Consider the following 25,196-nt stretch of genomic DNA (forward strand, 5'->3'; position numbering starts at 1 on the left):
CCGACGACCGCCCGGACAGCCCCGTGGTCGAACCCCTTCCGCACCGCCCATTCATCCCGCGGATGATCCATGCCTTCGCGGTGCCGATCATCCTCTTCTGGGTGGTGGTCGTCGTGCTGCTCAGCGTGCTCGTTCCGTCACTGGAGATCGTCGGGCAACAACGCTCGGTTTCGCTGAGCCCCAAGGATGCCCCGTCGTTCGTCGCGCTGAAGCGGATCAGCCGCGTCTTCAAGGAAGGGGAGACCGACAGCGTCGCGATGATCGTGCTGGAGAGCGAGCAGCCCCTCGGCGATGCGGCGCACCGGTACTACGACGGTCTGATCCGCAAGCTGCGCGCGGACAAGCACGTGCTGAGCATCCAGGACTTCTGGGGCGATCCCCTCACCGCGGCGGGCGCGCAGAGCAACGACGGCAAAGCCGTCACCGTACAGCTGAACCTCGCCGGTAACCAGGGTGAACCGCTGGCCAACGAATCCGTGGACGCCGTGCGCAAGATCGTGGACGCCACCCCGCCGCCGCCAGGTCTCAAGGCGTACGTCACCGGGGCCTCGGCACTGGCCGCGGACCTGCAGCACAGCGGCGACAGATCGATGGCCAAGATCACGATCACCACGGTCCTGGTGATCCTGTTCATGCTGATGTTCATCTACCGATCTCCACTGACGGTGATCCTGCTGCTGGTCACCGTCGGGATCGAACTGAGCGCGGCGCGCGGCGCCGTCGCGATCCTCGGCAGCAACCAGCTGATCGGGCTGTCCACCTTCGCCGTCAGCCTGCTCACGTCGCTCGCGATCGCGGCCGGAACCGACTACGGCATCTTCATCATCGGCCGATATCAGGAAGCACGACAGGCCGGGGAGGACCGGGAGTCCGCGTTCTACACGATGTATCACGGTACGGCGCACGTCATTCTGGGATCCGGTCTGACGATCGCGGGTGCGACGTTGTGTCTCGGCTTCGCCCGTATGCCCTACTTCCAGACGCTGGGCATTCCCTGCGCGGTCGGCATGCTGGTCGCGGTTCTGGTCGCGCTGACGCTGGGCCCGGCGGTGCTCGTGGTCGGCAGCCGGTTCGGCGTGTTCGACCCCAAGCGGGTGCTTTCGGTGCGGGGCTGGCGCCGGGTCGGTACCGCGGTGGTGCGCTGGCCGTTGCCGATTCTCGCCGTCACGTGTGTGATCGCCCTGATCGGCCTGATCACCCTGCCCGGTTACAAGCCCAGCTACGACGACCGCGCCTACCTGCCCAGCTTCATCCCGGCCAACCAGGGCTTCCTCGTCGCCGACCGCCACTTCTCCCAGGCTCGGATGAAGCCGGAGATTCTGATGATCGAGTCGGATCACGACATGCGGAATCCGGCTGATTTCCTGATCCTGGACAGACTGGCGAAGGGGATCTTCCGGGTGCCGGGGATATCCCGCGTCCAGGCCATCACCAGGCCGGACGGCACCACGATGGACCACACCTCGATACCGTTCCAGATGAGCATGCAGAGCGCCGGTCAGATGCAGACCATGAAGTACCAGCGCGACCGCATGGACGACATGCTCAAGCAGGCCGACGAGATGTCCAAGACGATCGCCCTGATGCAGCGGATGTACGGCCTGATGACGCAGCTGGTGGGAGTCACCCACAAGATGGTCGGTGACACCGAGGAGATGCAGCAGATCACCAACGACCTGCGCGACAAACTCGCCAATTTCGACGACTTCTTGCGGCCGATCCGCTCGTATTTCTATTGGGAGAAGCACTGCTACGACATCCCGGCCTGCTGGTCGTTGCGTTCGGTCTTCGACGCCCTCGACGGCATCGACGAGATCGACGAGAAGCTGGACGTCCTGGTGGGCGACATCAAACAGCTCGACGTGCTGATGCCGCAGATGATCGCAACCTTCCCGCCCATGATCGAAACCATGGTCAGCATGCGAACGATGATGCTGAGCATGCACAGCACCATGTCCGGGATCTTCCAGCAGATGGACGAGATGAGCGACAACGCGACGGCGATGGGCCATGCGTTCGACGCCGCGAAGAACGACGACTCGTTCTACCTGCCGCCGGAAGTGTTCAAGAACGCCGACTTCAAGCGAGCGATGAACAATTTCCTGTCCGCCGACGGCCACGCGGCGCGGTTCATCATCCTGCACCGGGGTGATCCCGCCTCGGCCGAGGGCATCGCAAGCATCGGCAAGATCCAGACCGCGGCCGAGGAATCGCTCAAGGGCACTCCCCTGGAAGACTCCAAGATCTACGTTTCCGGAATGGGAGCCATCGTCAAGGACATCTCCGAAGGCGCCAAGTGGGACCTCGTGATCGCTGGCATTTCGTCGCTCTGCCTGATCTTCATCATCATGCTGATCCTGACCCGCGCGTTCGTGGCGGCGGCGGTGATCGTCGGAACGGTCGCGCTCTCCCTGGGCGCCTCGTTCGGCCTGTCAGTGTTGGTGTGGCAGCACATATTCGGCGTCCCGTTGCACTGGCTGGTGCTCGCGATGTCCGTGATCGTGCTGCTGGCCGTGGGCTCGGACTACAACCTGCTGCTGGTCTCCCGCTTCAAGCAGGAGATACATGCCGGCCTCAATACCGGCATCATCCGGTCGATGGGCGGGACCGGCAAGGTCGTGACCAACGCCGGCCTGGTCTTCGCTTTCACGATGGCGTCCATGATCATCGGCGACGCCCGGATGATCGGGCAGGTGGGCACCACCATCGGCCTGGGTCTGCTGTTCGACACGCTGATCGTGCGGGCATTCATGACGCCCTCGATCGCGGCGTTGCTGGGCCGCTGGTTCTGGTGGCCCATCCGGGTGCGGTCGCGTCCCGCCCGCAGCCCGCGGCTTCCCCGTACGGAGCCAGTCACCGACAGGTCGCCGGCGTTGAGCGCCGAGCGCTAACTCGGGGTCGGCCCCACCCGCAATCCGGGGCCCGCGGGGCTCCGAATAGTAGGTGTGCAGGCACCAGACGGACGATCGGTAGCGGTCATCGGCAGCGGGGTCGCCGGGCTGACCCCTGCCATCTACCGCACCACGATCAGCCACTGCCGGCAGGTCCCGGCACAGCACTTGTGCCAATACCGCGGCTACAGCTGGTATGTCGACATCGACCAGCTTCCCGCGGTGCCTTGGTGGTTGCGGCCCTTCGCGCGGTTCGACGCGTCCGACCATCTGGCAGGCGCGGACGGCGCCACGGATACGTCATTGCGCCGGCGGCTGGAGCGCTTTTTCGCCGAGCACGACACCGCCATGCCTGACGGCCGGATCACGGCGATGCTGCAGGCCCGCGCTCCCGGGCACGCCTTCAACCCGCTCAGCGTCTTCTGGTGTCACGACCGCGACGGCCGGCTACGCCACGTCGTCGCCGAGGTCCACAACACCTTCGGCGGACGCCATGCTTATCTGCTACCACCCGCTGACTCGCCGGTGCTGGTCAGCAAGCAGTTCGACGTTTCACCCGGCAACCCGGTCGACGGGCACTACCTGGTGCTGGTCCCGCCTCCCGAGCACGAAGTCGACGTCATGGTGTCGCTGCTGCGGGAGCGCCGACTCACCTTCACCGCCACGCTGCGCGGCGAGCGGCTGCCCGCGACGACTCCGCACGTCGCGGCTCTGCGGTTCCTGTCGCCGGCGGCACCGCTGGCGGTGGCCGCGCGGATCCGTCTCCAAGGGATCAAATCGTGGCTACGACGAGTCCCGGTGGTGGCGCGATGACCTGGAATCAGCAGTACATTTTCCCTGACGGATCGGTGGCCTCGCGGTCGCCTTACGCCACCACGCTGCGTTTATGGCCGGAACGCTTCCTGCAGCGTCGTAACCGGTTGGCGCGCTTGGGATTCGATGAGGTATTCGAACGCATGTGGGAGCTGCATCTGGCGTACTCGGAAGCGGCACCCCTGTCCGGCTATCTTGGTGTCCATCATTGGACGTTGGAGCGCTGGGGGCCGCGGTGAGCGAGCGCGACATTCTGGCGGTGACGGGTGCGTGCACCCTGGCGGTGGCCGTGGTGCATTCGGTCACCTTCGCGATCGGTCGCAGGCTGGGCCGCTACAACGTCGTCGACGTCGCGTGGGGCGTCGGTTTCGTCGTGGTGGCGGCGGTGGCGGCGGCTGTGGGCCGCGGGGATCCGACCCGGCGCTGGCTGTTGTTGGCGCTGGTGTCGGTATGGGGTCTGCGGCTGAGCTGGCACATCCACCAGAAGACCACGGGGCAGGGTGAGGACCGCCGCTACGCCGATCTGCTGCGTGGCGCGTCGGTGGGTGAGGTGGTTCGCAAGGTGTTCCTGCTGCAGGGCTTCCTGACGCTGTTCATCTCCTTCCCCTTGCAGCTGTCAGCGGTCAGCGGCCCCACGCCCACGCCGTTGCTGGCCGTCACCGTGCTGGGTGTGACGGTATGGCTGCTCGGGTTCACCTTCGAGGCACTCGGGGACCGGCAGCTGCGGGAATTCAAATCCGACCCTGCGCATCGCGGCCTGATCATGGACCGCGGGCTCTGGTCGTGGACCCGGCACCCCAATTACTTCGGCGACGCTTGCGTGTGGTGGGGATTGTGGCTGGTCACGCTCAATGGCTGGGTGCCGCTGGCGACAGTGGTCTCCCCGCTGGTGATGACGTACTTCCTGGTGGACGTCAGCGGGGCGCGGCTGACCGAGAAGTACATGAGGGGCCGGCCGGGATTCGCCGAGTACCAGGAAAGGACCGCGTATTTCGTTCCGCGGCCACCCAGAACGGTGCGCCGGTCATGACCGGCGTACCGGGTGCGGTGGTTGCTGACTTAGGCTACCGATCGATGACCGGACCGCTGCAGCCCAGCAGCGACCTGGACGCCTTGCTGCGCCGGGTCGCGCATGGGGACAACGCTGCCTTCGCCGCGTTCTACGACCAGACGAAGTCCCGGGTGTACGGACTGGTGACCCGGGTGCTGCGGGACGCCGGATACAGCGAGGAGACCACCCAGGAGATCTATCTCGAGGTGTGGCGGACCGCCGCTGAGTTCGACTCGGCCAAAGGGTCCGCGCTGGCATGGCTGCTGACCATGACCCACCGCCGTGCGATCGATCGGGTGCGCAGCGAGCAAGCGGGCACCACCCGCGAATCACGCTATGGCGTGGCCAATCTCGAGCCGGCCAGCGACGTCGTCGCGGAGTCGGCAATAGCGGGCGACGAGCGCCGTCGGGTCGCGCAGTGCCTGGAGGGGCTGACCGACACCCAGCGTCAGTGCATCGAGCTCGCCTATTACGGCGGACTCACCTATGCCGAGGTGTCGCAGCGGTTGGCCGCGAACCTGTCGACCATCAAATCGCGTATGCGCGACGCGCTGCGCGGCTTGCGCAACTGCCTGGGTGTCTCATGACCGATCCGACCGATTTCGAACTGCTCGAACTGGCGACCCCTTACGCCCTGCACGCCGTGTCCGACGCCGAGCGCGCCGAGATCGAGCGGCAGGTCGCCGCCGCACCCGCCCCCATAGCCGCCGCCTTCCACGATGAGGTCCGCGCGGTTCGCGAGACGCTGGCAGTGCTGTCCTCGGCGAGTGTCGCCGAACCGCCCGACCAGCTACGCAACGCAGTGCTCACCGCGGTGCAGCACCACGACGGTCAGCGGCGATCATTCTGGCGCACCAAGGTTTTCGCGGCCGCCGCGGCAGTCGTCATCGGCCTTGCCGGCTTTGGGCTGGGTGTGCTGGTCAGACCGCACCCCGCTACGTCGACGGTCACGGAGCAGGTCCTGACCGCTCCGGATATGAAAACGGTCTCCCGCCCACTGGGCCCGGGACAGGCAACGGTCATGTTCTCGCGTGACCGCAACGCGGCGGTGCTCGTGATGAACAATGTGCCGCCACCGTCGAGTGGGACCGTCTACCAGATGTGGCTGCTCGGGGCCGACGGCCCCAGATCCGCGGGGACCATGGGCACCGCGACGGTGCAGCCGACGACGACGGCCACGGTCAACGAGATCGGCAGCTGCCGGGCGCTGGCTTTCACGGTCGAGCCCGGCACCGGATCGCCTAAACCCACGGGCGCGATCCTGGCCGAGCTACCCCTCAAGTAACTGGACGCCCGCTTCTTCGCTTGAACAGACCACCGAGCAGCGCGGCGAGCATACCGAGGACCACCAGACCCACACCGGTGAGCAACGTCAGGTTGAGCCAGAGGTGCATGCTGCTCTCCGCGTGGCCGACCATCACATCGGCCACCCGCCGGATGTCCCCGGTGGTCCGGTTCAGCGCTTCGTTGAGGGTGCGCCCACCCATCTCGATCCCCGCCCAGCCGGCCGCGCCGACGAGTAGCGCCGAGATTCCCAGGGCGGTCACCGCCCGGCCGCGGCTGCGCGCGGCAACCAATGTCAGGAAGGCGAAAAGCGCCGTCAGGGCGGCAACACCGATGCTGAGCCACGGCCCCCACACCTCGGCGCGGTGAAACTGCCCCTGTCGCAGCGGCTGATCCACCGGAACAGTCAGGGGAACCGTCAGCGTCGCGGGCACCTGCACGTTATGGGTGGCCAGCTGCTGCTGGATGCCGGTGTCCTTGAGCATCGGCGCCACGTCGACGACCCACTGTTCGTTGCCGCCGGGTTGCGGAGCGCTGAACAACCAGTCGTGCGCGGCCCGGTTCACCTGCACGAACAGCGGGGGGAACGACCGGCCGGCGGTGAACGCCGCTGCCACGCCGTGCACCGTCGAACTGTCGACCGGGTTGCCGCGCCCACTGCGTTCGTTGATGAGCGCCATCGCCCGGGTGGTCAGCTCGGACGCCATCGCCGACTGCAGGGCCGGATCGCGCGCCGCCTGATCGGCCAGTGCGCTGTAGCCGTTCTCGTCGACGATGTTCGCCTGCGCCCACGCGGCCGGAAGCGCCACCGCCAGCCCGGCCGTGGCGATCAGCCAGCACAAAATCGTCAGGAGGAACCGCACGGGTTGGAACCCTACTGCGCGATCCCCCGCAGGTAGGCCGCCTGCCCCAGGTGTTGGGCACAGTCGTCGATGATGCTGACCAGCCGCGCGCTCGCGGTTACCGGCGGATCCCAATGGGTGTCGACGACGCGGGCGAGTTCGTCGGGCGTGACGGTTTCGACGTACTCCACTGTCAGCAGGTGCACCGCGTGGTAATAGCCCAGCAACAGGTCGACGGGCGCGCGGACCTTGGACACCTCCTCGGCGCCGTGCCCGTAGCCGGTGTCGTTGCGCGGCAGGTCCAGGTTGAAGCGGTCCACCCAGCCGTCGCTGGTCCAGACCTGTTCCACACCGGCCACGTCGGCGAGCTGGAGATCTTGAACGCGCGCGCTGTGCCAGAGCAGCCACGCGATGCTGTTGGCGTTCGGGGTCGGCCGGTACTCGGCGACCTCGTCGGTCAACCCGGCGCACACATCGCCGGCGTGTTCGATCAAGCGGGTGAACGCGTCGCGCAGGAGTTCTTGAACGGCAGCGGTCTCGGAAGTTGCCATGATTTCGACCCTACGGGCCGCCGTGAAACACCGCTTCGACGTTGTTGCCGTCCGGGTCGCGGACGAAGGCGCCGAAGTAGCCCGGGTGGTATTCCGGCCACAGCCGAGGCGCATGCAGGGACTCGGCTCCCAGGCCTACGGCCGCGTCATGAAAGGCGCGTACGGCGTTCTCGTCGGCGGCCTGAAACGCGACGTGGACCTCGCGGTTCGGCCCCATCCCCTTCCCGTCGGCGATCCAGAACGCCGGATGCCCCTCGCGGCCGTAGCCGATCGCCTCGCCGAAGTCCATCTGCCGCGAGTAACCCAATACACCGAGCACCGTGTCATAGAACTGCCACGATCTCGCATAGTCGCTGCAATTGATGCCGAAGTGATCGATCACGGCTCCGATCCTGGCACGAGCCACCGACACGGTCGTAGATTATTTAGATGACCTACGACCTTCTGATCCGCAACGGCACCATCGTGGACGGATTGGGAGGCGATCCCTACGTCGGCGACGTCGCGGTCAAGGACGGGCTGATCGCCGCGGTCGGCGCCGTCAACGGCGCGAGCGCGACGAGGGAGATCGACGCGAGCGGGCTGCTCGTCACTCCCGGCTTCGTCGACCTGCATACCCACTACGACGGCCAGGCGATCTGGTCGGACCGGTTGACGCCGTCCTCGGCGCATGGGGTGACCACGGTGGTGATGGGCAACTGCGGCGTCGGCTTCGCCCCCTGCCGCCAGGAGGACCACGACGTACTCGTCGACGTCATGGCCGGCGTCGAGGACATCCCCGGCGTCGTGATGACCGACGGCCTGCCGTGGACCTGGGAAACCTTCCCGGAATACCTTGACGCGCTGGAGTCGGGTAAACGCGACATCGACGTCGCGGCCTACCTGCCGCACTCCCCGCTGCGGGTCTACGTGATGGGCCAGCGCGGGGCCGACCGCGAGCCCGCGACACCCGAAGACCTGGCCAAGATGCGCGCGCTGGCCACCGAAGCCATCGAGGTGGGGGCGCTGGGTTTCGCCTCTTCACGGCTCACCATCCACAAGACCGAGAGCGGTGCACCCATCCCCAGTTATGACGCGGCCCGCGAAGAGATCGAGGAGATCGCCCGGGGCGTCGTCGACGGCGGCGGCGGACTGCTGCAGTTCGTGCCCGACATCCCGGCCGGGGGCTACCAGCCCGTGTTGCAGACGGTGTTCGACGTGGCCGAAGACGTCGGGTTGCCGGTCACGTTCACCCTGGTCGTCGGCAATGCGGGCGACCCGACCTGGCCGGACGCCATCACGATGGTGGAGAAAGCCAATGCAACGGCGGAGGCCGGCGACCCTCAGGTCACCGCGCAGCTGCTGCCGCGCCCGATCGGGCTGATCATCGGGCTGCAGCTGACGGCCAACCCGTTCGTGCTGTACCCGAGCTACCGCGAGATCGCGCACCTGCCGCTGGCCGAGCGGGTCGCCGAGATGCGCAAGCCCGAGGTGCGCGCCCGCATCCTGGCCGACAAGCCGGGCCAGGGCCATCCGATCCTGTACGTGGCCCAGATGTGGGACTGGATCTTCCCGCTGGACGACAACCCGAACTACGAGCCGAACCCGTCCGACAGCATCGGCGCGCGAGCGCGTGCACGCGGCGTCGACCCGATGGAGGAGGCCTACGACCGACTCCTCGACGACGACGGGCGGGCCATGCTGCTGGTCGCCACCAGCAACCTGGAACGCAACTCACTGGACACCGTCGGCAAACTTCTGCACCGGGACGACGTGGTGCTCGGACTAGGCGACGGCGGCGCTCACTACGGGATGATCTGCGACGCCAGCTACTCCACGTACTTCCTCACCCACTGGGCCCGCGATCGCAAGTCGGGCCGATTCAGCGTCGCCGAAGCAGTCCGGGAACTGACTTCCGTGCCCGCCCGCATCGCTGGTCTGGCCGACCGCGGCCGCATCGCGCCCGGCTTCAAGGCCGATCTCAATGTGATCGACCACGCCGCCCTGCGACTGCACAAGCCGGTCATCACCCACGACCTGCCCGCCGGCGGTCGCCGGCTGGATCAGACCGCGCAAGGCTACGTCGCCACCGTCGTATCCGGTGAGGTGATCGCCGAGAACGGTGTGCCCACCCCCGCCCGCCCGGGCAAGCTGGTCCGCGGCCGGCAACCGGCGCCCGCTCCCGCCTGACGGCCTGCTGCGAATTAACGGTAGCGGGTTACCCGATACGCCCACGGTAACGGGCTGTGCCGGGTAAGTTTGGGTGGTGACAAGCCCGCATTTCGCGTGGTTGCCGCCAGAGATCAACTCGGCATTAATGCTTGCCGGTCCCGGTGCGGGACCGTTACTTTCTGCTGCCTCCGCATGGGGAAGTCTGGCAGAAGATCTCGCGTCAGCGGTGTCATCTTTCGGTTCCGTTACTCAGGAACTCACCAGCGGATCCTGGCAGGGGGCGTCGGCTGCCGCCATGATGGTCGTCGCCACCCAGTACATGAGCTGGCTCAGTGCGGCGGCGGTCCAGGCGGACATGGCGGCGGCGCAGGCGACGGCCACGGCGGCCGCGTTCGAGACGGCAGTGGCAGCCACCGTGCAGCCGGCGGTCGTGGCGGCCAACCGCGGCCTGGTGCAGATGCTGGCCTCGACGAACTTCTTCGGCATGAACTGGCCGGCCATCATGGACACCGAGTCCGCCTACGAGCAAATGTGGGCGATCGACGTGGCAGCCATGGCGAACTACCACTTCGATGCGTCGGCGGCCGCCGCTCAACTGGCGCCCTGGCAGCAGGTACTGCGCAATCTCGGCATCGACATCGGCAAGAACGGCACGATCAACTTCGGCTTCGGCAACACCGGCAGCGGCAACATCGGCAACAACAACGCCGGCAACTACAACTTCGGTATCGGCAACAGCGGCAGCGGCAACGTCGGCGCCGGCAACAGCGGCAGCGGCAACCTGGGCATCGGCAATACCGGCAACAGCAACCTGGGTCTGGGTAACTTCGGCAGCAACAACCTGGGCATCGGCAACACCGGCAGCGACGTCCTCGGTATGGGCCTCACCGGCGACAAGCAGTTCGGATTCGGCGGGTTCAACTCGGGCACCGGCAACACCGGGTTCGGTAACTCCGGCACCGGCAACACCGGCTTGTTCAACTCGGGCAACGGGAACCTGGGCCTGGGCAACTCGGGCTCTCTGAACACGGGCCTGGGCAACTCCGGCAGCGTCAACACCGGCTTCAGCGGATCGATGGGCTACCTGGGCTCGGGACTGCAGAACGCGGGCGTGGGCGGCACCGGCCTGGAGGCTGGACTGGCCAACTCCGCGCACTACGCCACCGGCGGCCTGGGAACGGCAGCGCTCAGTTCCGGGCTACTCAGCTCGGCCCTGGCCAATACCGGTGGCCTGCACTCCGGTCTGGCGGGCGCGCTGAACTCAGGCCTGAGCAGCACACCTGTGGTTGCCCCGGCGTCCGCGCCGGCCGCGGCCGTGGACACCAGCGGCCAGGGTTCCGTCTCGGCGAACCCGACCAGCAGCCCGGCGGCCAATGCCGGCCTGCGGACGTCCGCCGGCACCCCGGTCACCGGCTTCGTCAACCCCGGCGCCAGCGACCCCGGAGTGCGGACGACGCTGGGTCGCGAGTCCGGCATCGGCGCCCCGAGTCTGCCGAACTCAGGCATCCCGAAGTCGGGTTTCTACCCGCCGGCCGAGCGTGACACCGGCGATCAGAGCCGGGTCATCCAGTTCCCGATCCGCACCGAGTAGCCGCGCGCCTATTCTCGACCCATGGCTGCAAAGACCAGCAAACCGGTCGATTTCCAGCGGTTGGCCGACACCCTGCCGAGTTATCCCTTCGCGTACCTGATCACCGTCGACGACGACTACCGCGCTCACACAGTGACCGTCGAGCCGGTGCTGCGCGACCTCGCGGTGCTGGACGTCGGGCTGATCGGTGGCGGCACCCGAACCAACCTCACCCACCGCAGCGACGTCACCCTGGTGTGGCCGCCACCGGCACCGGGCGGCTATTCGCTGATCGTCGACGGGCGCGCCGCGATCTCCGACGCGGGAGCCGAGACGGTGCGCTGTGCGGTCGTCCCCACGCGCGCGCTGCTGCACCGCAACGCCGACTCCCCCTCGGCGGCCAACGGCTGCCTGCACGACTGCGTGGTCTTCTCCCTGCCGGGCGACGCGGGGTCCTAGAGGCGAGCAGCGCGTGATCACTCTGGACCGCCTGGTGAATGTGCTGGGCAGTTACGGGGTTCGGCTGCGGTGGTCATCGGTTCCGAGGTCGACCGAACTGCGCAGCGTGGTGATCCACGAATCGACGCCGCAGGGTCCCGTTTCGGGCGATGTCCTGCTTGCGGTTGGCGCCGCAACGTTCGAGCAGGCGATGCAGTGGGCCGCCGCGGCACGCGCCGTCGTGGTGCTGGTCCGCGACGGTGCGGAGCCGGCGGCATTGGACGGGGACTCCCGGGCCGGCGCGGTGATGCTGGTCGACGCGTCATTGTCGTGGAGCGAGTTGGCCGCCGTGACGTACGGGCTGGTGCTCGAGGGTCGCGAGACCGAGTCCGGCCGAGGTCCCACCGATCTGTTCGCCCTCACCGACTCTCTGGCCGACGCCATCGGCAGTGCGGTGGTCATTCACGATCGGCTGATGCAGGTGCTGGCGTACTCGCGGCTGCAGCAGCACGCCGACGCGGCGCGGGTGCAGACCATCCTGGGACGGCAGACACCCGAACGGCTGCGGGAGTTCTTCGAGGCCGCCGGCGTCTTCGCCCATCTCGCGGTCTCCGACGAACCCCTGTTCGTCCCGGGAGACGCCGACCACGGAGTGACGGGCCGAATGGTGGTGGCCGTGCGCTCCGGCCGGGAACTGATGGGATCGTTGTGGGTGGAATGTGCCGCACCGCTGGACGGCGCCGCACGCGCGGCCCTTGCCGACGGCGCGCACACCGTGGCCCTGCATCTGCTGCGCTCGCGAGCCAGCGCAGACCTCGAGCGACAGGTGGAATCCGAGCTGGTGATCCGGCTGCTGGAGGGCACCGCCGACGCCGCCACGGTGACCAGCAGGCTGGGACTGCCGGACGGCCCGCTGCGGGTGATCGCGGTGCAGGCGTCGATCGGCGCCGATCGCGATGCCCCGTTGCTACTGGCGTTCGAGCGGGCCACGGCCGGGTTCGGCTGGTCCCGACCCGGCCGGAGCGCCCTGGTCGGCAGCACCGTCTACACGCTGCTTCCGGGTGCTGCGGCGGCACCGGCACGTCGTTGGGTCGCCGGCCTGGCGGCTGCGCTGCCGGATGGAACCACCGTGGCGGCCGGCGTCAGCGGTGCAGCGGAACTTTCTGAGCTCGCCGCCGCCCGCCAAGAGGCCGACGAGTGCCTGGCTCTGCACAAGGTATCCAGCCAAGGCCCGACTCCGGTCTACGACGAATCGTGGGACGACATCCTGCTGCAGCGGTTGCGCGCCGCGTCGCGCTCCGGTCGTCTCCCGGACCGAGGCCCGGTGGCCGAATTGCGCCGCCACGACAGCGCCAGCGGAACCGACTACGTCGCGACGCTGCGCGCCTGGCTCGCGGCGCAAGGCGACCCCGTGGAGGCGGGCGCGCGCCTGGGAGTGCACGAGAACACCGTGCGCTACCGGATGCGCAAGATGGCCGAGATCACCAACCTCGCGCTGGACGACGCCAAGAAACGGCTCGCCATGATGATCCAACTGGCGGCCGGCGACACCGATTGACCAGCGTGCTGTCGAATCGCGACAACACGCGCCGGCCCGGTTGTACGTCTCGGGCAAAGCCGATGGCGGGTGCCGAGGTCACCCTGGAGGTAGCCGCTCAAGCACAGCGGCCCGCCGAACAGGAGCACACCCATGACAACCCCGTCGATCCCGCAACCGGATACCGAACGCCGGAGCCCGGAGGACGACGCGATGGAGACTTTCACCGCAAATCCACCGCGCTGGTTGTCGATGCTCTGCGGCCGCAATCCGTTGATCCGCGTCAGCGATCGACTTGAGGCATTCGCGCTGGTGCTGACGATCGTGTTGGCGCTGCTTGCGGCGCCGGTCGCCGGCGCCGCGGGCACCGCGGTCTATGACTCCCGGAGTCGCCACCACGCCGAGCAGGCCCAAAGCCGGACTGCGGTCACCGCGACCGTGACCGGCTTGCCCGCACGCAGCGATCCGACCAGGGTCCAGGCCCGATGGTTCGCCGCCGGAGCCGAACACACCGGTTTGGTCCAGGCCCGCTCGGCGCCCAGAACCGGTGAGTCGTTCGAGATCTCGGTCAACCAGGACGGCTCGTACGCCGGGCCGCCGCCGATGTCTGCCGCACGGGAAGCGGTGTTGGTGGCACTTGCCGTTTGGCTGAACGCGACGGCCGCGGTTGCGCTCGCGTTCGCGGGTATCCGACGCGTTCTGAACCACCGCCGTCTGTCCGCCTGGCGACCCGAGCTGGTGCACGCGCGCGGCGGCGGTGGCTCGAAAGGCACCGAAGGTGTCGTCGGCTGACGACAACGACCCACTGCGCCATTGTCGGGCTCCGGCAAACACGTGATGCCCGCCGTGGCCAGCATGGAAGTAACACTTTTGGACCACGCACTTGGACCAGGCCCCAGCGAGGGCCACCGAGTCGTCAGGGGCGGCTGCCGCTGTCGGGCCCGCCCCTGGCGACAACATTCGCTGACACCAGAAAGGACACCAAAGTGGCTGTCACACAACGCGTCTGGACGACGCAACAGCACTGCACCCATGGCCGCAGCCGGTACGGCGCACCGCGCCCGCATCGGCGCCCCGAGGTCCCCGACGATTTGATGGACTACGACGCCGATCCCGTCGTCGCCGGCGGCATGGTGGTGACCATCCGCTATGACGACAGCGGTGAAACCGAAACCTTCGTACTCGGAAGGCGTTTCGGCAGGCACACCGACCTGCCGGTCCATTCGACGCTCTCTCCGGTAGGCCGTGCCGTCCTGGGTGCGCGTCCCGGTGAGCGGCGCGTCGCCATGATCCCGCACGACGCGCGCCCGATGCCCGTGACGGTGTTGTCGGCCGAGCCCTACTCCGGTCCGACGCGGCGCCGCTAGGTCAGGCCCTTGCGGACGAACGGCTCGGCTTCTCCACGCTCGACGGCCTCGTCGTGCTTGGCGGCCGCATCGTCGAGCAGTTTCCGTAGGGCCGGCTCGTCGCGCACCAGCTGGCGGTATTTCGGCTTCATGTCCATGATCTGATCGCGCTCGTCGAGCAGCCTATTGAAGATTCGTTCTCGTTCCTCGGGGTCGTGGGTGTATTCGGAATCCAGATAGGCCGTCGCGTGCCGGCGGGCATTGGCGATCGCCGTCATCGCCTTGCCCTTCCGGCTGAGCAATGAGGCCACCACGGTGACGACCAGAACGCCGACGATCACCGACAGCGACAGCGACGTGCTGATCTCGACGACCTTCACCGGCTCACCGCCGTTGATGAACGGGACGTTGTTCTCGTGCAAGGCGTGCAGGATCAGCTTCACACCGATGACTCCGAGAATCGCCGCCAGCCCGTAGGACAGGTAGATGAGCCGGTCCAGCAGGCCGTCGACCAGGAAATACAGCTGCCGCAGGCCGAGCAGCGAAAAAGCCGTCGCGGTGAACACGATGTAGACGTGCTGGGTGAGGCCGAAGATGGCGGGGATCGAGTCCAGCGCGAAGAGGATGTCGGTGCCGCCGAGGGCCACCATCACCAGCAGCATCGGCGTCATCGCCCGCTTGCCGTCGATGGTGGTGAACAGTTTGTCGCCGTCGTAATGCTCGCTGGTACGGATCACCTTCTTGGCCAGCCGGATGACGAAGTTGTCGGCTTTGCGATCGTCGTCGTCGTGGTCGTTCTTCAGCACACTGCCTGCGGTGAGCAGCAGGATCAGGCCGAACAGGTAGAAAACCCATGCAAACGCATTGATCAGCGCGGCACCCAGAAAGATGAATCCGGTACGGGCGATCAGCGCGAAGGCGATCCCGAACAGCAGCACCTTCTGCTGGTCCTCGCGCGGGACCCGGAAGCTCGCGATGATCACCAGAAAGACGAACAGGTTGTCGACCGACAGCGCTTTCTCGGTGACATAACCGGCGAAGTACTCCGGACCCGCTTCGCCACTGCCGAAGATCACCAGGCCTACGCCGAACAGCAGGGCTATCCCCACATACCCGGCCGACCACACCGCGGCCTCCCGCAGCGTCGGAACATGCGCCTTGCGGACGTGGAAAACGAAGTCGAAGGCCAGCAGGCCCACGATGGCGACGATCGTCAGGGCCCACACCCAGTCGGGAACGTCCATGCAATACCCCCTATCACACGAAAAAGCCCGGCTCCCCTGAAGGAGCCGGGCTTCTCGTTGACTTCCTAGAAGTCCATACCGCCCATGCCGCCGGTCGGGTCGCCCGCCGGAGCGGCCGCCTTCTCCGGCTTGTCGGCCACAACGGCCTCGGTGGTCAGGAACAGCGCCGCGATGGACGCCGCGTTCTGCAGCGCCGAGCGGGTCACCTTGACCGGGTCGGCAACGCCGGCCTTGAGCAGGTCCTCGTACTCACCGGTGGCGGCGTTCAGGCCGGTGCCGGCGGGCGAGTTGCGGACCTTCTCGGCCACCACGCCGGGCTCCAGCCCGGAGTTGAAGGCGATCTGCTTCAGCGGAGCCTCGAGCGCCACGCGCACGATGTTGGCGCCGGTCGCCTCGTCACCGGAGAGACCGAGGCCCTCCAGGCTCGGAGCCGCCTGCAGCAGGGCCACGCCACCACCGGCGACGATGCCCTCCTCGACGGCCGCCTTGGCGTTGCGGACAGCGTCCTCGATGCGGTGCTTGCGCTCCTTGAGCTCCACCTCGGTGGCAGCGCCGGCCTTGATCACCGCAACACCGCCGGCCAACTTGGCCAGGCGCTCCTGCAGCTTCTCGCGGTCGTAGTCGGAGTCGCTGTTCTCGATCTCGGCGCGGATCTGGGCCACCCGGCCGGCGATGGCGTCGGGGTCACCGGCGCCCTCGACGATGGTGGTCTCGTCCTTGGTGATGACGACCTTGCGGGCCTTGCCGAGCAGCGAGATGTCGGCGGTCTCGAGGGACAGACCGACCTCTTCGCTGATGACCTGGCCACCGGTGAGGATGGCCATGTCCTGCAGCATCGCCTTGCGACGGTCACCGAAACCGGGGGCCTTGACCGCCACCGACTTGAAGGTGCCGCGGATCTTGTTCACGACCAGGGTGGACAGTGCCTCACCCTCGACGTCCTCGGCGATGATCAGCAGCGGCTTGCCGCCCTGGATGACCTTCTCCAGCAACGGCAGCAGGTCCTTGACGGTCGACACCTTGCTGGAGACCAGCAGGATGTAGGGGTCCTCCAGGACTGCTTCCTGACGCTCGGCGTCGGTGACGAAGTAGCCCGAGATGTAACCCTTGTCGAACCGCATGCCCTCGGTGAGCTCGAGCTGCAGGCCGAAGGTGTTGGACTCCTCGACGGTGATGACGCCCTCGTTGCCGACCTTGTCCATCGCCTCGGCGATCAGGTCACCGATCGACTGGTCGCCCGCGGAGATGCCCGCGGTGGCCGCGATCTGCTCCTTGGTCTCGACGTCCTTGGCCGAGCTGAGCAGGGTCTGGGTGACTTTTTCGACGGCCTTCTCGATGCCGCGCTTCAGACCCAGCGGGTTGGCACCGGCAGCGACGTTGCGCAGGCCCTCCTTGACCAGCGCCTGCGCCAGCACGGTGGCCGTGGTGGTGCCGTCACCGGCAACGTCGTCGGTCTTCTTGGCGACTTCCTTGACCAGCTCGGCGCCGATCTTCTCGTACGGGTCCTCCAGCTCGATCTCCTTGGCGATGGAAACACCATCGTTGGTGATCGTGGGAGCGCCCCACTTCTTCTCCAGTACGACGTTGCGGCCCTTGGGCCCCAGCGTCACCTTTACCGCGTCGGCGAGGGCGTTGAGGCCCCGCTCGAGGCCGCGACGGGCCTCTTCGTCGTACGCAATTGTCTTGGCCATTGCGAAGTGATTCCTCCGGATTGGGAATGAAATTGGGGTCGCGAGTGACGACAACCCCATTACTTACGCTGGCCGGGCGCAGTGCCCGCGACGGACGATCACAGCGGTTGGTTGCTGGACCTCACCGTCCCGACCTGGCACTCGCCTATGCCGAGTGCCAACGTCATTATTAGCACTCGCCTATGCCGAGTGCAAGGTCGGCCGGTCGAGTTCGCCGTGGGCTGAAGCGGCGACTGTGAACACCCCGACGTCCCGTCCGCGTGTCCCGTCGCGATATTCACCCTCGCCGAAGGGTCCCGCCGCCCCGGTGCGCGGCAGACTGAAGAGATGTCGCTGTTCGTGCCGCCATATCCCAAGCCTCGCTACACCAGAGCGGAACCGGAGGTCAGCGCGTGGCTCAAGCGCGGCGATGAGCCACCGGACTACGAGAACTTCGGGGTGAAGTACCACTACCTGGCCAATAAGGAAGCCACCGACGGCGACTACGGGCTGTACCGGGTCGACATCGCGCCCGCCGGCGGCGGACCCGGTCCGCATTTCCACCGCTCGATGTCCGAGGCCTTCTTCGTGCTGTCCGGGACCATGCGGCTCTACGACGGCCGGGACTGGGTCGACGGGAATCAGGGCGACTTCCTCTATGTGCCGCCGGGCGGCATCCACGGCTTCCGCAACGAGGTCGACGAACCGGCGTCGATGCTGATGCTCTTCTCGCCGGGAGCGCCCCGCGAGGCCTACTTCGAAGGCTTCACCGCGCTGGCGGACATGACCGACGACGAGCGCCGCGCGTGGTTCGCGGCGCACGACAACCACTTCGTGGAGTAGCCCCCGAACCCCGCGAGCATCAACTCAGCACGTAGTCCTCCGTGACCATCGCACGGGTCCGTTCGAAGAACGTCCGGCCGCTGAAGGGCAGCTGGGTCACCACCTTGCCACTGGGATGGCGGAAATAGTTGGAGCAGGCCAACCAGACCTTGCCCACCATCGCGGCCTGGATCTCGTCGTTATAGCGGCGCTGCGCGTCGGTCGTCACCTCGACCGTGCGCGCACCCTGGCGGCCCATCACGTCGAGGATGTGGCGGACGAAGGTGGTCTGGACCTCATGGATGTAGATGATCGAGTTGACCCCGTTGGTGTTGGGGCCGTAGAGGGTGAAGAAGTTGGGATATCCGCTGACCAGGGTGCCGAGGTAGGCCTCGGCACCACCACGCCAGTCCTCGCGCAGGTGCCGGCCGCCGCTCCCGTATACGTCGATGCTGTCCAGGTAGTCGGCGGCCTTGAACCCGGTGCCGTAGATGACGGTGTCCACGCGGTGCTCGACCCCGTCGACGGTGCGGACCCCCCGCTCGGTCAGCTCCGCGATGGCGGTGGTCTCCAGACGGACATGCGGCAGCGCGAAGGTCGGGTACCACTCCCGCGACATCAACGGCCGCTTGCAGCCGGCCGGGTAATCCGGCGTCAGCTTGGCCCGCAATTCGGGGTCGGCGACCTTGCGGTGCAGATAGCTGCGCGCCAGTTCGGTCGCCTCCCGGGTCTGTCTGTCGTCGGTGTCGAAACTGGCTGACTCGTAGGCGGCGAACGCCTCGTCGCGCAGCTTCTGCGCGATCTCGGGATGGCGTTCGAACTCCTCGTGCTGCTCGGCGGTGAACGGGAAGTCGAACCGGGGTGCGATCCAGATCGGGGTGCGCTGGAACACGGTGAGCTGCGCGGTGTCTCGCGCGATCGCGGGGACGTACTGAACGGCGCTGGCGCCAGTGCCGATGGCCGCGACCCGTTCCCCGGCAGTCGACCTGCTGTGATCCCAGCGGGCCGAGTGGAACTGCCTGCCCCGGAATCGCTGCGCACCGGGGATGCGCGGCACGTTGGGCACGTCGAGCATCCCCACCGCGCTCACCACGACGTCGAAATCGTGGTGGCGGCCGTCGTCGTCCGTCAGGGTCCAGCGCCTCGACTGATCCGACCATCGCAGGGTCGTGATCGCGGTGTTCGGCCGCAGGTGTGCGCCCAGCCTGTGGTCGGCGGCGACCCTTTCCAGGTAGGCCAGGATCTCGGGCTGGTTCGCGTACGTCTTGCTCCAGCGCGGGTTGAGCGCGAACGAGTAGGAGTAGAGGTGCGACGGGACATCGCAGGCCGCGCCGGGGAAGGTGTTGTGCCGCCAGGTTCCCCCGAAACCGTCCGCGCGGTCGAAGATCGTGAAGTCGTAGCCGCCGGCGGCGAGTTGAATCCCCATGGCGATGCCGCCGGCGCCCGCGCCGATGACACCCACCTTGATTTTCGGGGACATCACGCGCCGAACTGCGCGAAATAGGGGCGCCCGGGCCGGCTCTTCTCCACCAGGATGAACACCACGCCCCACGGGTCGGTGAACCAGGTAGTGCGGACCCGCGCGACATCGGCGATCCCACTGACGAGGAATCGCACCCCTTTGCTTTCCAGCTCGGCGCGGGTCGCGTCGAGGTCGTCGCAAATCAGCCCGACATGCGACAGGCCGTAATCGGTCAGAGCACGGTCTGCCGCGGCACCCTCGACGTTGATGTACTCGATCACCTCCAGCACTCGATCGCCGTCACCGGGCAGGCCGACGATGGCGGCCTTCATAGCGGGATCGGACACCAGTTCGCCCATGTCGTCGCGAATGGCATTACCGGACATGACGTAGGGCGGCGAGAGCACACGCAGGCCTAACACGTCGCGATAGAACGCGACCGCAGCCTCACAGTCGGGTACGCACACCCCGGCGTGCGCCAGACCGGTAATCACGTTCTCGACGTTACCCGGCTTTCGCCGACGGGCAGCCGGTCCGTCGGGTTGAGTAAGTTGTGCCTCATGACCTCCAGTGGCACCAGGAAGTGGACGACAGCCGACATCCCCGACCAGAGCGGCCGCACCGTCGTCGTCACCGGCGCCAACACCGGGCTCGGCTACCACACCGCCGCCGCGCTGGCCTTCCACGGCGCCCGCGTTGTGCTGGCGGTGCGCAACTTGGAGAAGGGCAATGCGGCGTTGTCCCGAATCGTCGCCGCCAAAGCGGACGCGGACATCACACTGACCCAGCTCGACCTCAGTTCGCTGGCCTCGGTGCGTCAGGCCGCCGACGAACTGCGCAGCACCCACCCCCGCATCGACCTGCTGATCAACAACGCGGGCGTGATGTGGACACCGAAGGAACTGACCGCCGACGGCTTCGAATTGCAGTTCGGCACAAACCATCTCGGCCACTTCGCGTTCACCGGGCTGTTGCTGGACCAGATGCTGAAGGTGCGCGGCTCCCGGGTGGTGACGGTCAGCAGCCTCGGCCACCGCATGCGCGCCGCGATTCACTTCGACGACCTGCAATGGGAACGCAACTACAGCCGCATCGGCGCCTACGGACAGTCGAAGCTGGCCAATCTGCTGTTCACCTACGAGTTGCAGCGCCGGCTGTCCGACATCCGGCAGGACGGGAAGGCGCCCACCATCGCCGTTGCCGCGCATCCCGGCGGTTCGGCCACCGAACTCGCGCGCAATGTGCCGCGCATACTGCGGCCGCTCAACGCCCTGGCGCCGCTGCTGTTCCAGAGCGCGGAGGCCGGCGCCCTGCCCACGCTGCGGGCGGCCACCGACCCGTCCGTGCAGGGCGGGCAGTACTACGGGCCGGACGGCCTGGGCGAGCAGCGTGGCCACCCCAGGCTGGTGCAGTCCAGTGCGCAGTCGCACGACGCGGACCTGCAACGCCGGCTGTGGAGTGTCTCCGAGGAACTCACCGGCGTGAAGTTCCCGGTCTGACATGCGTTCTGTCGCCGAACACCAGCGGGTGATCGCGGACATGATCACGTCCCGCCCCGCGGCCACGGTCGCGCTGGCCGACGCTCTGGGCCTGGTCTTGGCCGACGACATCGTCGCGCCCTTGTCCCTACCGGTCTTCGACAACTCCGCGATGGACGGTTACGCGGTGCGGGCCGAGGACACCGCGGGCGCGACGCCCGAGCGGCCCGTCGTGCTGCCGGTCGCCGAGGACATACCCGCCGGCCGCACCGACGAGCTGGCCCTGAAACCCGGTACCGCGCACCGGATCATGACCGGGGCGCCGCTGCCGGCCGGGGCCACGGCCATCGTGCCGGTGGAGGCCACCGACGGCGGCGTGCGGTCGGTGCAGATCCGCCAGCATTCCGACGCGGGCAAACACATCCGCCGGGCAGGTGAGGACGTGGACGCGGGAACCACCGTGCTGCGTGCGGGCGAGGTGGTGACGCCTGCCGCGCTCGGCCTGCTCGCCGCGCTGGGGCTGGCGGCGTTGCCGGTGGTGCCCCGGCAGCGGGTGCTGCTGATGTCGACCGGTTCCGAGCTGGTGGCGCCCGGTACGCCGCTGCAACCCGGGCAGATCTACGAGTCCAACTCGGTGATGCTCGCGGCCGCCGTCCGCGAGGCCGGTGCCGAAGTGCTCGCCACCGCGACCGCCGGCGACGACGTCGCACAGTTCACCGCGGTCCTGGACCGCTACGCGCCCGACGCGGACCTGATCATCACTAGCGGCGGGGTCAGCGCCGGCGCCTACGAGGTGGTCAAGGACGCCTTCGGCCGCGAGGGAGATCAGGGCGTGCAGTTCGTCAAGGTGGCGATGCAGCCGGGCATGCCGCAGGGCGCCGGTTTCGTGGCCGGCACGCCCATCATCACGTTGCCCGGCAACCCGGTCAGCGCGCTGGTCTCCTTCGAGGTGTTCATCCGGCCTGCGTTGCGCGCAGCCATGGGCCTGCCCGACCCGCAGCGGCCGAAGCGGGCCGCGGTGCTCACCGAGGCGGTGACCTCGCCCCGCGGCAAGCGGCAGTTCCGGCGCGCCATCCTCGAGCCCGCGGCGGGCCGGGTCACCAGTTACGGGCCACCCGCTTCGCACCATCTGCGCTGGCTCGCGTCGGCTAACGCCCTACTGGACATCCCCGAGGACGTGGTCGAGGTGCCGGCCGGAACCGAGTTGCAGGTGTGGGATCTGAGCTAATCGCGATGAAAATCGTCGGCCGCGTCGAAAGCTGAGGTGGCCGCGATCGCGAGTGCCGCAACCAAGAGCACCACCGGGATGGTGACCAGCGCCGCCGACAGCCCGACCCACTGAGCGAGATGGCCGATCAGCGGCGGCCCGAGCAGATAGCCCACCCAGCCGGTCGCGGCGACCAGGGCGATCGCCGACCCCCCGTTGCCGGCCGCGTAGGCGGCGCTGAACGCCGTGGGCACCAGCAGCGCCACCCCCGCTCCCACGCAGGCGAAACCGATCACGCTGGCAACCGGATCGGCCGCGACCAGCGTGACGGTGATGCCGACGACGGCGACCAGGGCCAGCCCCGGCAGCAGCCGACGGGCCGAGACCCGGGCGTGCAGGCGCAGCGCGCCGAACCGGATCACCACCATCGCCAGGGTGTACGCCGCGTAGCTCAGAGCCGACACCCCGGCCCCGGCGCCGACGACGTCGTGCACGAAATTCGCCGACCAGTCGGTGGCGGCGCCCTCGCACAGGAACGACGCGAATGCCACCGCCGCCAGGATCGCCACCGTCGGTGTCCAGACGCGCACCCGCTCGCCTGCCTCGGCGTCGACGGTCTCGTCGTCGATGAAGCGCAGGGTCAGCGGGCCGACCAGCACCAGTACCGCGGCCCCCAGCACCACCAGCTGGGGTTCGAGGCCGACGCCGACGCTGACGCAGGCCGCCCCGATCACCGCGCCCACCAGCGCGCCCAGACTCCACATGCCGTGAAACCGGGCCATGATCGGGGCGCGGGCCTGTCGCTCCACGGTGCCCGCCTGAGTGTTCATCGCGACGTCCAGCGCACCCTGGAACCAGCCCCACAGCATCAGGGTCAGAAACAGCCATGCGCCGGAAGTCGCCAGCCCGACGGTCATCGGGGCGAGCGAGTAGCCCGCGACCATCACGGGCACCAGCCGGCGACTGCCCCAGCGGGGCAGCGCCCAGTGGCTGAACAACGTCGCCGCGACCGAGCCCAGCGGTGCGCCGAACAGCGCCGTCCCCAATCCCCCGTCGGACAACCCGAGGCCCGCCTTGACCTGCGGGATGTGGGCAGCCCAGGACGAAAACACCACGGCATGAGCGACGAACGTCGCGGTGACGCCGAGCTTTGCGCGGCGCAGCGCCGCGCCGTGCAGGGACTGAGGCGGAATGTCGGACTCCTCGAACGGGCGGGTTCGCTCTCAGCTTTCCCTGCCCGGGACCCAACGAACCACGCCGCCGCTGCGCCCATACGTAAGATGACCCGCGTGGCACGACGCCCTGGTTCTTCCGAAGGTCCCGCGCACCTGATCGAGTTGGTGCGGGACACCGTTCCCCCGATCCACCCGGGCGGGCGGCCGTTCATAGGTGCGGGCCTGGCCCTGGCCGCCGTCGGCTACCGGCACCGCTGGGTGCGCCGGACCGGGCTGCTGGCCGCGGGCGCCTGCGCCGGCTTCTTCCGGCACCCGAAGCGGGTGCCTCCCACCCGGCCCGGTGCCGTCGTCGCACCCGCCGACGGGACGGTCTGCGTGATCGACAACGCCGTCCCGCCTGCCGAACTGAGCATGGGCGACACGCCGAGACCGCGCATCAGTATCTTCCTGTCGATCCTCGACGTGCACGTGCAGCGGGCCCCGGTGAGCGGTGAGGTGATCGCTGTGCAACACCGTCCGGGCAGCTTCCTGTCCGCCGACCTGCCCGAGGCCAGCGAGGCCAACGAGCGCACCAGCGTCCGCATCCGCATGGACAACGGAGACGACCTGGTGGTTGTGCAGATCGCCGGCTTGGTGGCGCGCCGTATCGTGTGCGACGCACATGTCGGCGACCGGCTGGCGATCGGAGAGACCTACGGCCTGATCCGGTTCGGCTCGCGCCTGGACACCTACCTGCCGCCGGGCGCGCAGCCGATCGTCAGTCTCGGCCAGCGCACCCTGGGCGGCGAGACCGTCCTGGCAGAGCTCTCATGATCAACAAACCGCGGGTCCGGCGCACCGAGGCGCTGCACCTGCTGCCCAGCGCCATGACCGTGCTGTCCATCTGCGCCGGCCTCACCTCGATCAAGTTCGCGCTCGACCACAAACCGATCCCCGCGATGGCGCTGATCGCGGTGGCCGCCATCCTCGACGCCCTCGACGGCAGGGTGGCCCGGATCCTTGACGCTCAGTCGCGGATGGGGGCCGAGATCGACTCGCTGGCCGACTCGGTGAACTTCGGCGTGACCCCTGCCCTCGTGGTGTACGTGACCCTGTTGTCGAAGTGGCCGGTGGGCTGGGCCGTCGTGTTGCTCTACGCGGTGTGCGTCGTGCTGCGACTGGCCCGGTACAACGCCCAACAGGACGACGGGACGCTGCCGCCCTACGCCAAGGAGTACTTCGTCGGGATGCCGGCGCCGGCGGGCGCCGTCTCGATGATCGGGACGATCGGCCTGAAGCTCCAGTTCGGCGAAGGCTGGTGGACGTCGATCTGGTTCCTGGGCTTCTGGATCGCCGGGACGTCGCTGCTGATGGTCAGCGCGATCCCGATGAAGAAGTTCCACACCCTGGCCGTGCCGCCGAACTGGGCGGCCCCGCTACTGGCGGTGCTGGCGATCGCCGCCGCCGCCGCGGTGCTGGCGCCCTACATCCTGATCTGGGTCATCATCATCTCCTACGTGTGCCACATCCCGTTCGCGGTGCGCAGCAAGCGCTGGCTGGCCAAGCACCCCGAAGCGTGGGAGGACGACAACAAGCAACGACGCGCCGCCCGGCGCGCGACCCGGCGGGCCCAGCCGCACCGACGGTCGATGGCGCGGCTCGGGTTGCGCAAACCGGGCAGGTGA

General features: G+C 67.9%; 24 protein-coding genes and 1 pseudogene. 17 read left to right on the forward strand and 8 right to left on the reverse strand.

The features are described from left to right. Positions 1–62: 62 nt before the first annotated feature. From ACNQS7_RS15975 to ACNQS7_RS16000, 6 genes and pseudogenes are all read left to right on the forward strand, one after another. A complete protein-coding gene (locus ACNQS7_RS15975; RefSeq protein ID WP_418016015.1) occupies positions 63–2,891 on the forward strand; it encodes an RND family transporter in 2,829 nt (942 codons plus the stop codon). 54 nt (positions 2,892–2,945) lie between these two features. Next, positions 2,946–3,704 (forward strand): DUF1365 domain-containing protein, encoded by a 759-nt coding sequence (locus tag ACNQS7_RS15980; protein WP_418013284.1) that lies wholly within the window; start codon positions 2,946–2,948, stop codon positions 3,702–3,704. Between the two features lie 38 nt (positions 3,705–3,742). Further along, positions 3,743–3,943, forward strand: a pseudogene (locus tag ACNQS7_RS15985) (class I SAM-dependent methyltransferase); the annotation flags it as partial. Positions 3,944–3,963: 20 nt separating this feature from the next. Beyond that, positions 3,964–4,734: a DUF1295 domain-containing protein gene (locus ACNQS7_RS15990; RefSeq protein ID WP_418016016.1), complete on the forward strand. Its 771-nt coding sequence runs from the start codon at positions 3,964–3,966 to the stop codon at positions 4,732–4,734. A 44-nt stretch (positions 4,735–4,778) separates the two neighbouring features. Next, a complete protein-coding gene (locus ACNQS7_RS15995) occupies positions 4,779–5,342 on the forward strand; it encodes a sigma-70 family RNA polymerase sigma factor (protein WP_055578881.1) in 564 nt (187 codons plus the stop codon). Then, complete coding sequence (locus tag ACNQS7_RS16000; protein ID WP_418013285.1) at positions 5,339–6,040, forward strand: anti-sigma factor domain-containing protein; 702 nt, start codon at positions 5,339–5,341, stop codon at positions 6,038–6,040. The genes ACNQS7_RS15995 and ACNQS7_RS16000 overlap by 4 nt, the downstream gene beginning before the upstream one ends. Here the strand turns inward: ACNQS7_RS16000 and ACNQS7_RS16005 are convergent. The 3 genes from ACNQS7_RS16005 to ACNQS7_RS16015 are packed head-to-tail and all read right to left on the reverse strand — an operon-like array spanning position 6,033 to position 7,814. After that, positions 6,033–6,902, reverse strand: coding sequence for a hypothetical protein (locus ACNQS7_RS16005; RefSeq protein ID WP_418013286.1), 870 nt, complete (start codon positions 6,900–6,902; stop codon positions 6,033–6,035). The genes ACNQS7_RS16000 and ACNQS7_RS16005 overlap by 8 nt on opposite strands. Before the next feature lie 11 nt (positions 6,903–6,913). After that, positions 6,914–7,432, reverse strand: a complete 519-nt coding sequence (locus tag ACNQS7_RS16010; protein ID WP_418013287.1) for a mycothiol transferase — start codon at positions 7,430–7,432, stop codon at positions 6,914–6,916. Positions 7,433–7,442: 10 nt separating this feature from the next. Then, positions 7,443–7,814 (reverse strand): VOC family protein, encoded by a 372-nt coding sequence (locus tag ACNQS7_RS16015; RefSeq protein ID WP_418016017.1) that lies wholly within the window; start codon positions 7,812–7,814, stop codon positions 7,443–7,445. A 47-nt stretch (positions 7,815–7,861) separates the two neighbouring features. Between ACNQS7_RS16015 and ACNQS7_RS16020 the strand changes: the two genes are divergently transcribed. From ACNQS7_RS16020 to ACNQS7_RS16045, 6 genes are all read left to right on the forward strand, one after another. Continuing rightward, the gene (locus tag ACNQS7_RS16020) at positions 7,862–9,601 is read left to right on the forward strand and encodes an N-acyl-D-amino-acid deacylase family protein (RefSeq protein WP_418013288.1); all 1,740 of its coding nucleotides are present in this window, start codon (positions 7,862–7,864) and stop codon (positions 9,599–9,601) included. A 76-nt stretch (positions 9,602–9,677) separates the two neighbouring features. Then, positions 9,678–11,174 (forward strand): PPE family protein, encoded by a 1,497-nt coding sequence (locus tag ACNQS7_RS16025; RefSeq protein ID WP_418013289.1) that lies wholly within the window; start codon positions 9,678–9,680, stop codon positions 11,172–11,174. A 21-nt stretch (positions 11,175–11,195) separates the two neighbouring features. Then, a complete protein-coding gene (locus tag ACNQS7_RS16030) occupies positions 11,196–11,612 on the forward strand; it encodes a pyridoxamine 5'-phosphate oxidase family protein (RefSeq protein ID WP_418013290.1) in 417 nt (138 codons plus the stop codon). Between the two features lie 13 nt (positions 11,613–11,625). Further along, the gene (locus ACNQS7_RS16035; RefSeq protein WP_418013291.1) at positions 11,626–13,149 is read left to right on the forward strand and encodes a PucR family transcriptional regulator; all 1,524 of its coding nucleotides are present in this window, start codon (positions 11,626–11,628) and stop codon (positions 13,147–13,149) included. Positions 13,150–13,281: 132 nt separating this feature from the next. After that, positions 13,282–13,920, forward strand: coding sequence for a hypothetical protein (locus ACNQS7_RS16040; protein ID WP_418013292.1), 639 nt, complete (start codon positions 13,282–13,284; stop codon positions 13,918–13,920). Positions 13,921–14,114: 194 nt separating this feature from the next. Further along, complete coding sequence (locus ACNQS7_RS16045) at positions 14,115–14,495, forward strand: GreA/GreB family elongation factor (protein ID WP_418013293.1); 381 nt, start codon at positions 14,115–14,117, stop codon at positions 14,493–14,495. Here ACNQS7_RS16045 and ACNQS7_RS16050 read toward each other — a convergent pair. Together ACNQS7_RS16050 and groL are read right to left on the reverse strand one after the other, a co-directional pair. Then, positions 14,492–15,718, reverse strand: coding sequence for a TerC family protein (locus ACNQS7_RS16050; RefSeq protein WP_418013294.1), 1,227 nt, complete (start codon positions 15,716–15,718; stop codon positions 14,492–14,494). The two genes, ACNQS7_RS16045 and ACNQS7_RS16050, sit on opposite strands and share 4 nt — an antisense overlap. 65 nt (positions 15,719–15,783) lie before the next feature. Then, positions 15,784–17,409: a chaperonin GroEL gene (gene groL / locus ACNQS7_RS16055; protein WP_418013295.1), complete on the reverse strand. Its 1,626-nt coding sequence runs from the start codon at positions 17,407–17,409 to the stop codon at positions 15,784–15,786. A gap of 327 nt (positions 17,410–17,736) precedes the next feature. On the opposite strand from groL, the gene ACNQS7_RS16060 reads away from it, so the two are divergent. After that, on the forward strand, positions 17,737–18,231 hold the full coding sequence (locus tag ACNQS7_RS16060; RefSeq protein WP_418013296.1) for a cupin domain-containing protein: 495 nt from the start codon (positions 17,737–17,739) through the stop codon (positions 18,229–18,231). A 19-nt stretch (positions 18,232–18,250) separates the two neighbouring features. On the opposite strand, the gene ACNQS7_RS16065 is transcribed toward ACNQS7_RS16060, so the two are convergent. Together ACNQS7_RS16065 and ACNQS7_RS16070 are read right to left on the reverse strand one after the other, a co-directional pair. Next, the gene (locus tag ACNQS7_RS16065) at positions 18,251–19,690 is read right to left on the reverse strand and encodes a flavin-containing monooxygenase (RefSeq protein WP_418016018.1); all 1,440 of its coding nucleotides are present in this window, start codon (positions 19,688–19,690) and stop codon (positions 18,251–18,253) included. Beyond that, positions 19,690–20,166, reverse strand: coding sequence for a VOC family protein (locus ACNQS7_RS16070; RefSeq protein WP_418013297.1), 477 nt, complete (start codon positions 20,164–20,166; stop codon positions 19,690–19,692). Before ACNQS7_RS16070 ends, ACNQS7_RS16065 begins: the two co-directional genes overlap by 1 nt. A gap of 66 nt (positions 20,167–20,232) precedes the next feature. Here ACNQS7_RS16070 and ACNQS7_RS16075 point away from each other — a divergent pair, with 66 nt between their 5' ends. Continuing rightward, the gene (locus ACNQS7_RS16075; protein ID WP_418013298.1) at positions 20,233–21,171 is read left to right on the forward strand and encodes an SDR family NAD(P)-dependent oxidoreductase; all 939 of its coding nucleotides are present in this window, start codon (positions 20,233–20,235) and stop codon (positions 21,169–21,171) included. A gap of 1 nt (position 21,172) precedes the next feature. After that, complete coding sequence (gene glp / locus ACNQS7_RS16080; protein WP_418013299.1) at positions 21,173–22,378, forward strand: gephyrin-like molybdotransferase Glp; 1,206 nt, start codon at positions 21,173–21,175, stop codon at positions 22,376–22,378. Here glp and ACNQS7_RS16085 read toward each other — a convergent pair. Next, positions 22,375–23,520, reverse strand: coding sequence for an MFS transporter (locus ACNQS7_RS16085; RefSeq protein ID WP_418016019.1), 1,146 nt, complete (start codon positions 23,518–23,520; stop codon positions 22,375–22,377). The two genes, glp and ACNQS7_RS16085, sit on opposite strands and share 4 nt — an antisense overlap. Positions 23,521–23,646: 126 nt before the next feature. On the opposite strand from ACNQS7_RS16085, the gene ACNQS7_RS16090 reads away from it, so the two are divergent. Together ACNQS7_RS16090 and pssA are read left to right on the forward strand one after the other, a co-directional pair. Then, positions 23,647–24,345: a phosphatidylserine decarboxylase gene (locus ACNQS7_RS16090; RefSeq protein WP_418013300.1), complete on the forward strand. Its 699-nt coding sequence runs from the start codon at positions 23,647–23,649 to the stop codon at positions 24,343–24,345. Next, positions 24,342–25,196 carry a CDP-diacylglycerol--serine O-phosphatidyltransferase gene (gene pssA, locus ACNQS7_RS16095; RefSeq protein WP_055578661.1) on the forward strand — a complete coding sequence of 285 codons (855 nt, stop codon included), beginning with the start codon at positions 24,342–24,344 and terminating at the stop codon, positions 25,194–25,196. Before ACNQS7_RS16090 ends, pssA begins: the two co-directional genes overlap by 4 nt.

The organism is Mycobacterium sp. 23 (assembly GCF_048287075.1).
Taxonomy (GTDB): Bacteria; Actinomycetota; Actinomycetes; order Mycobacteriales; family Mycobacteriaceae; genus Mycobacterium; species Mycobacterium gordonae_B.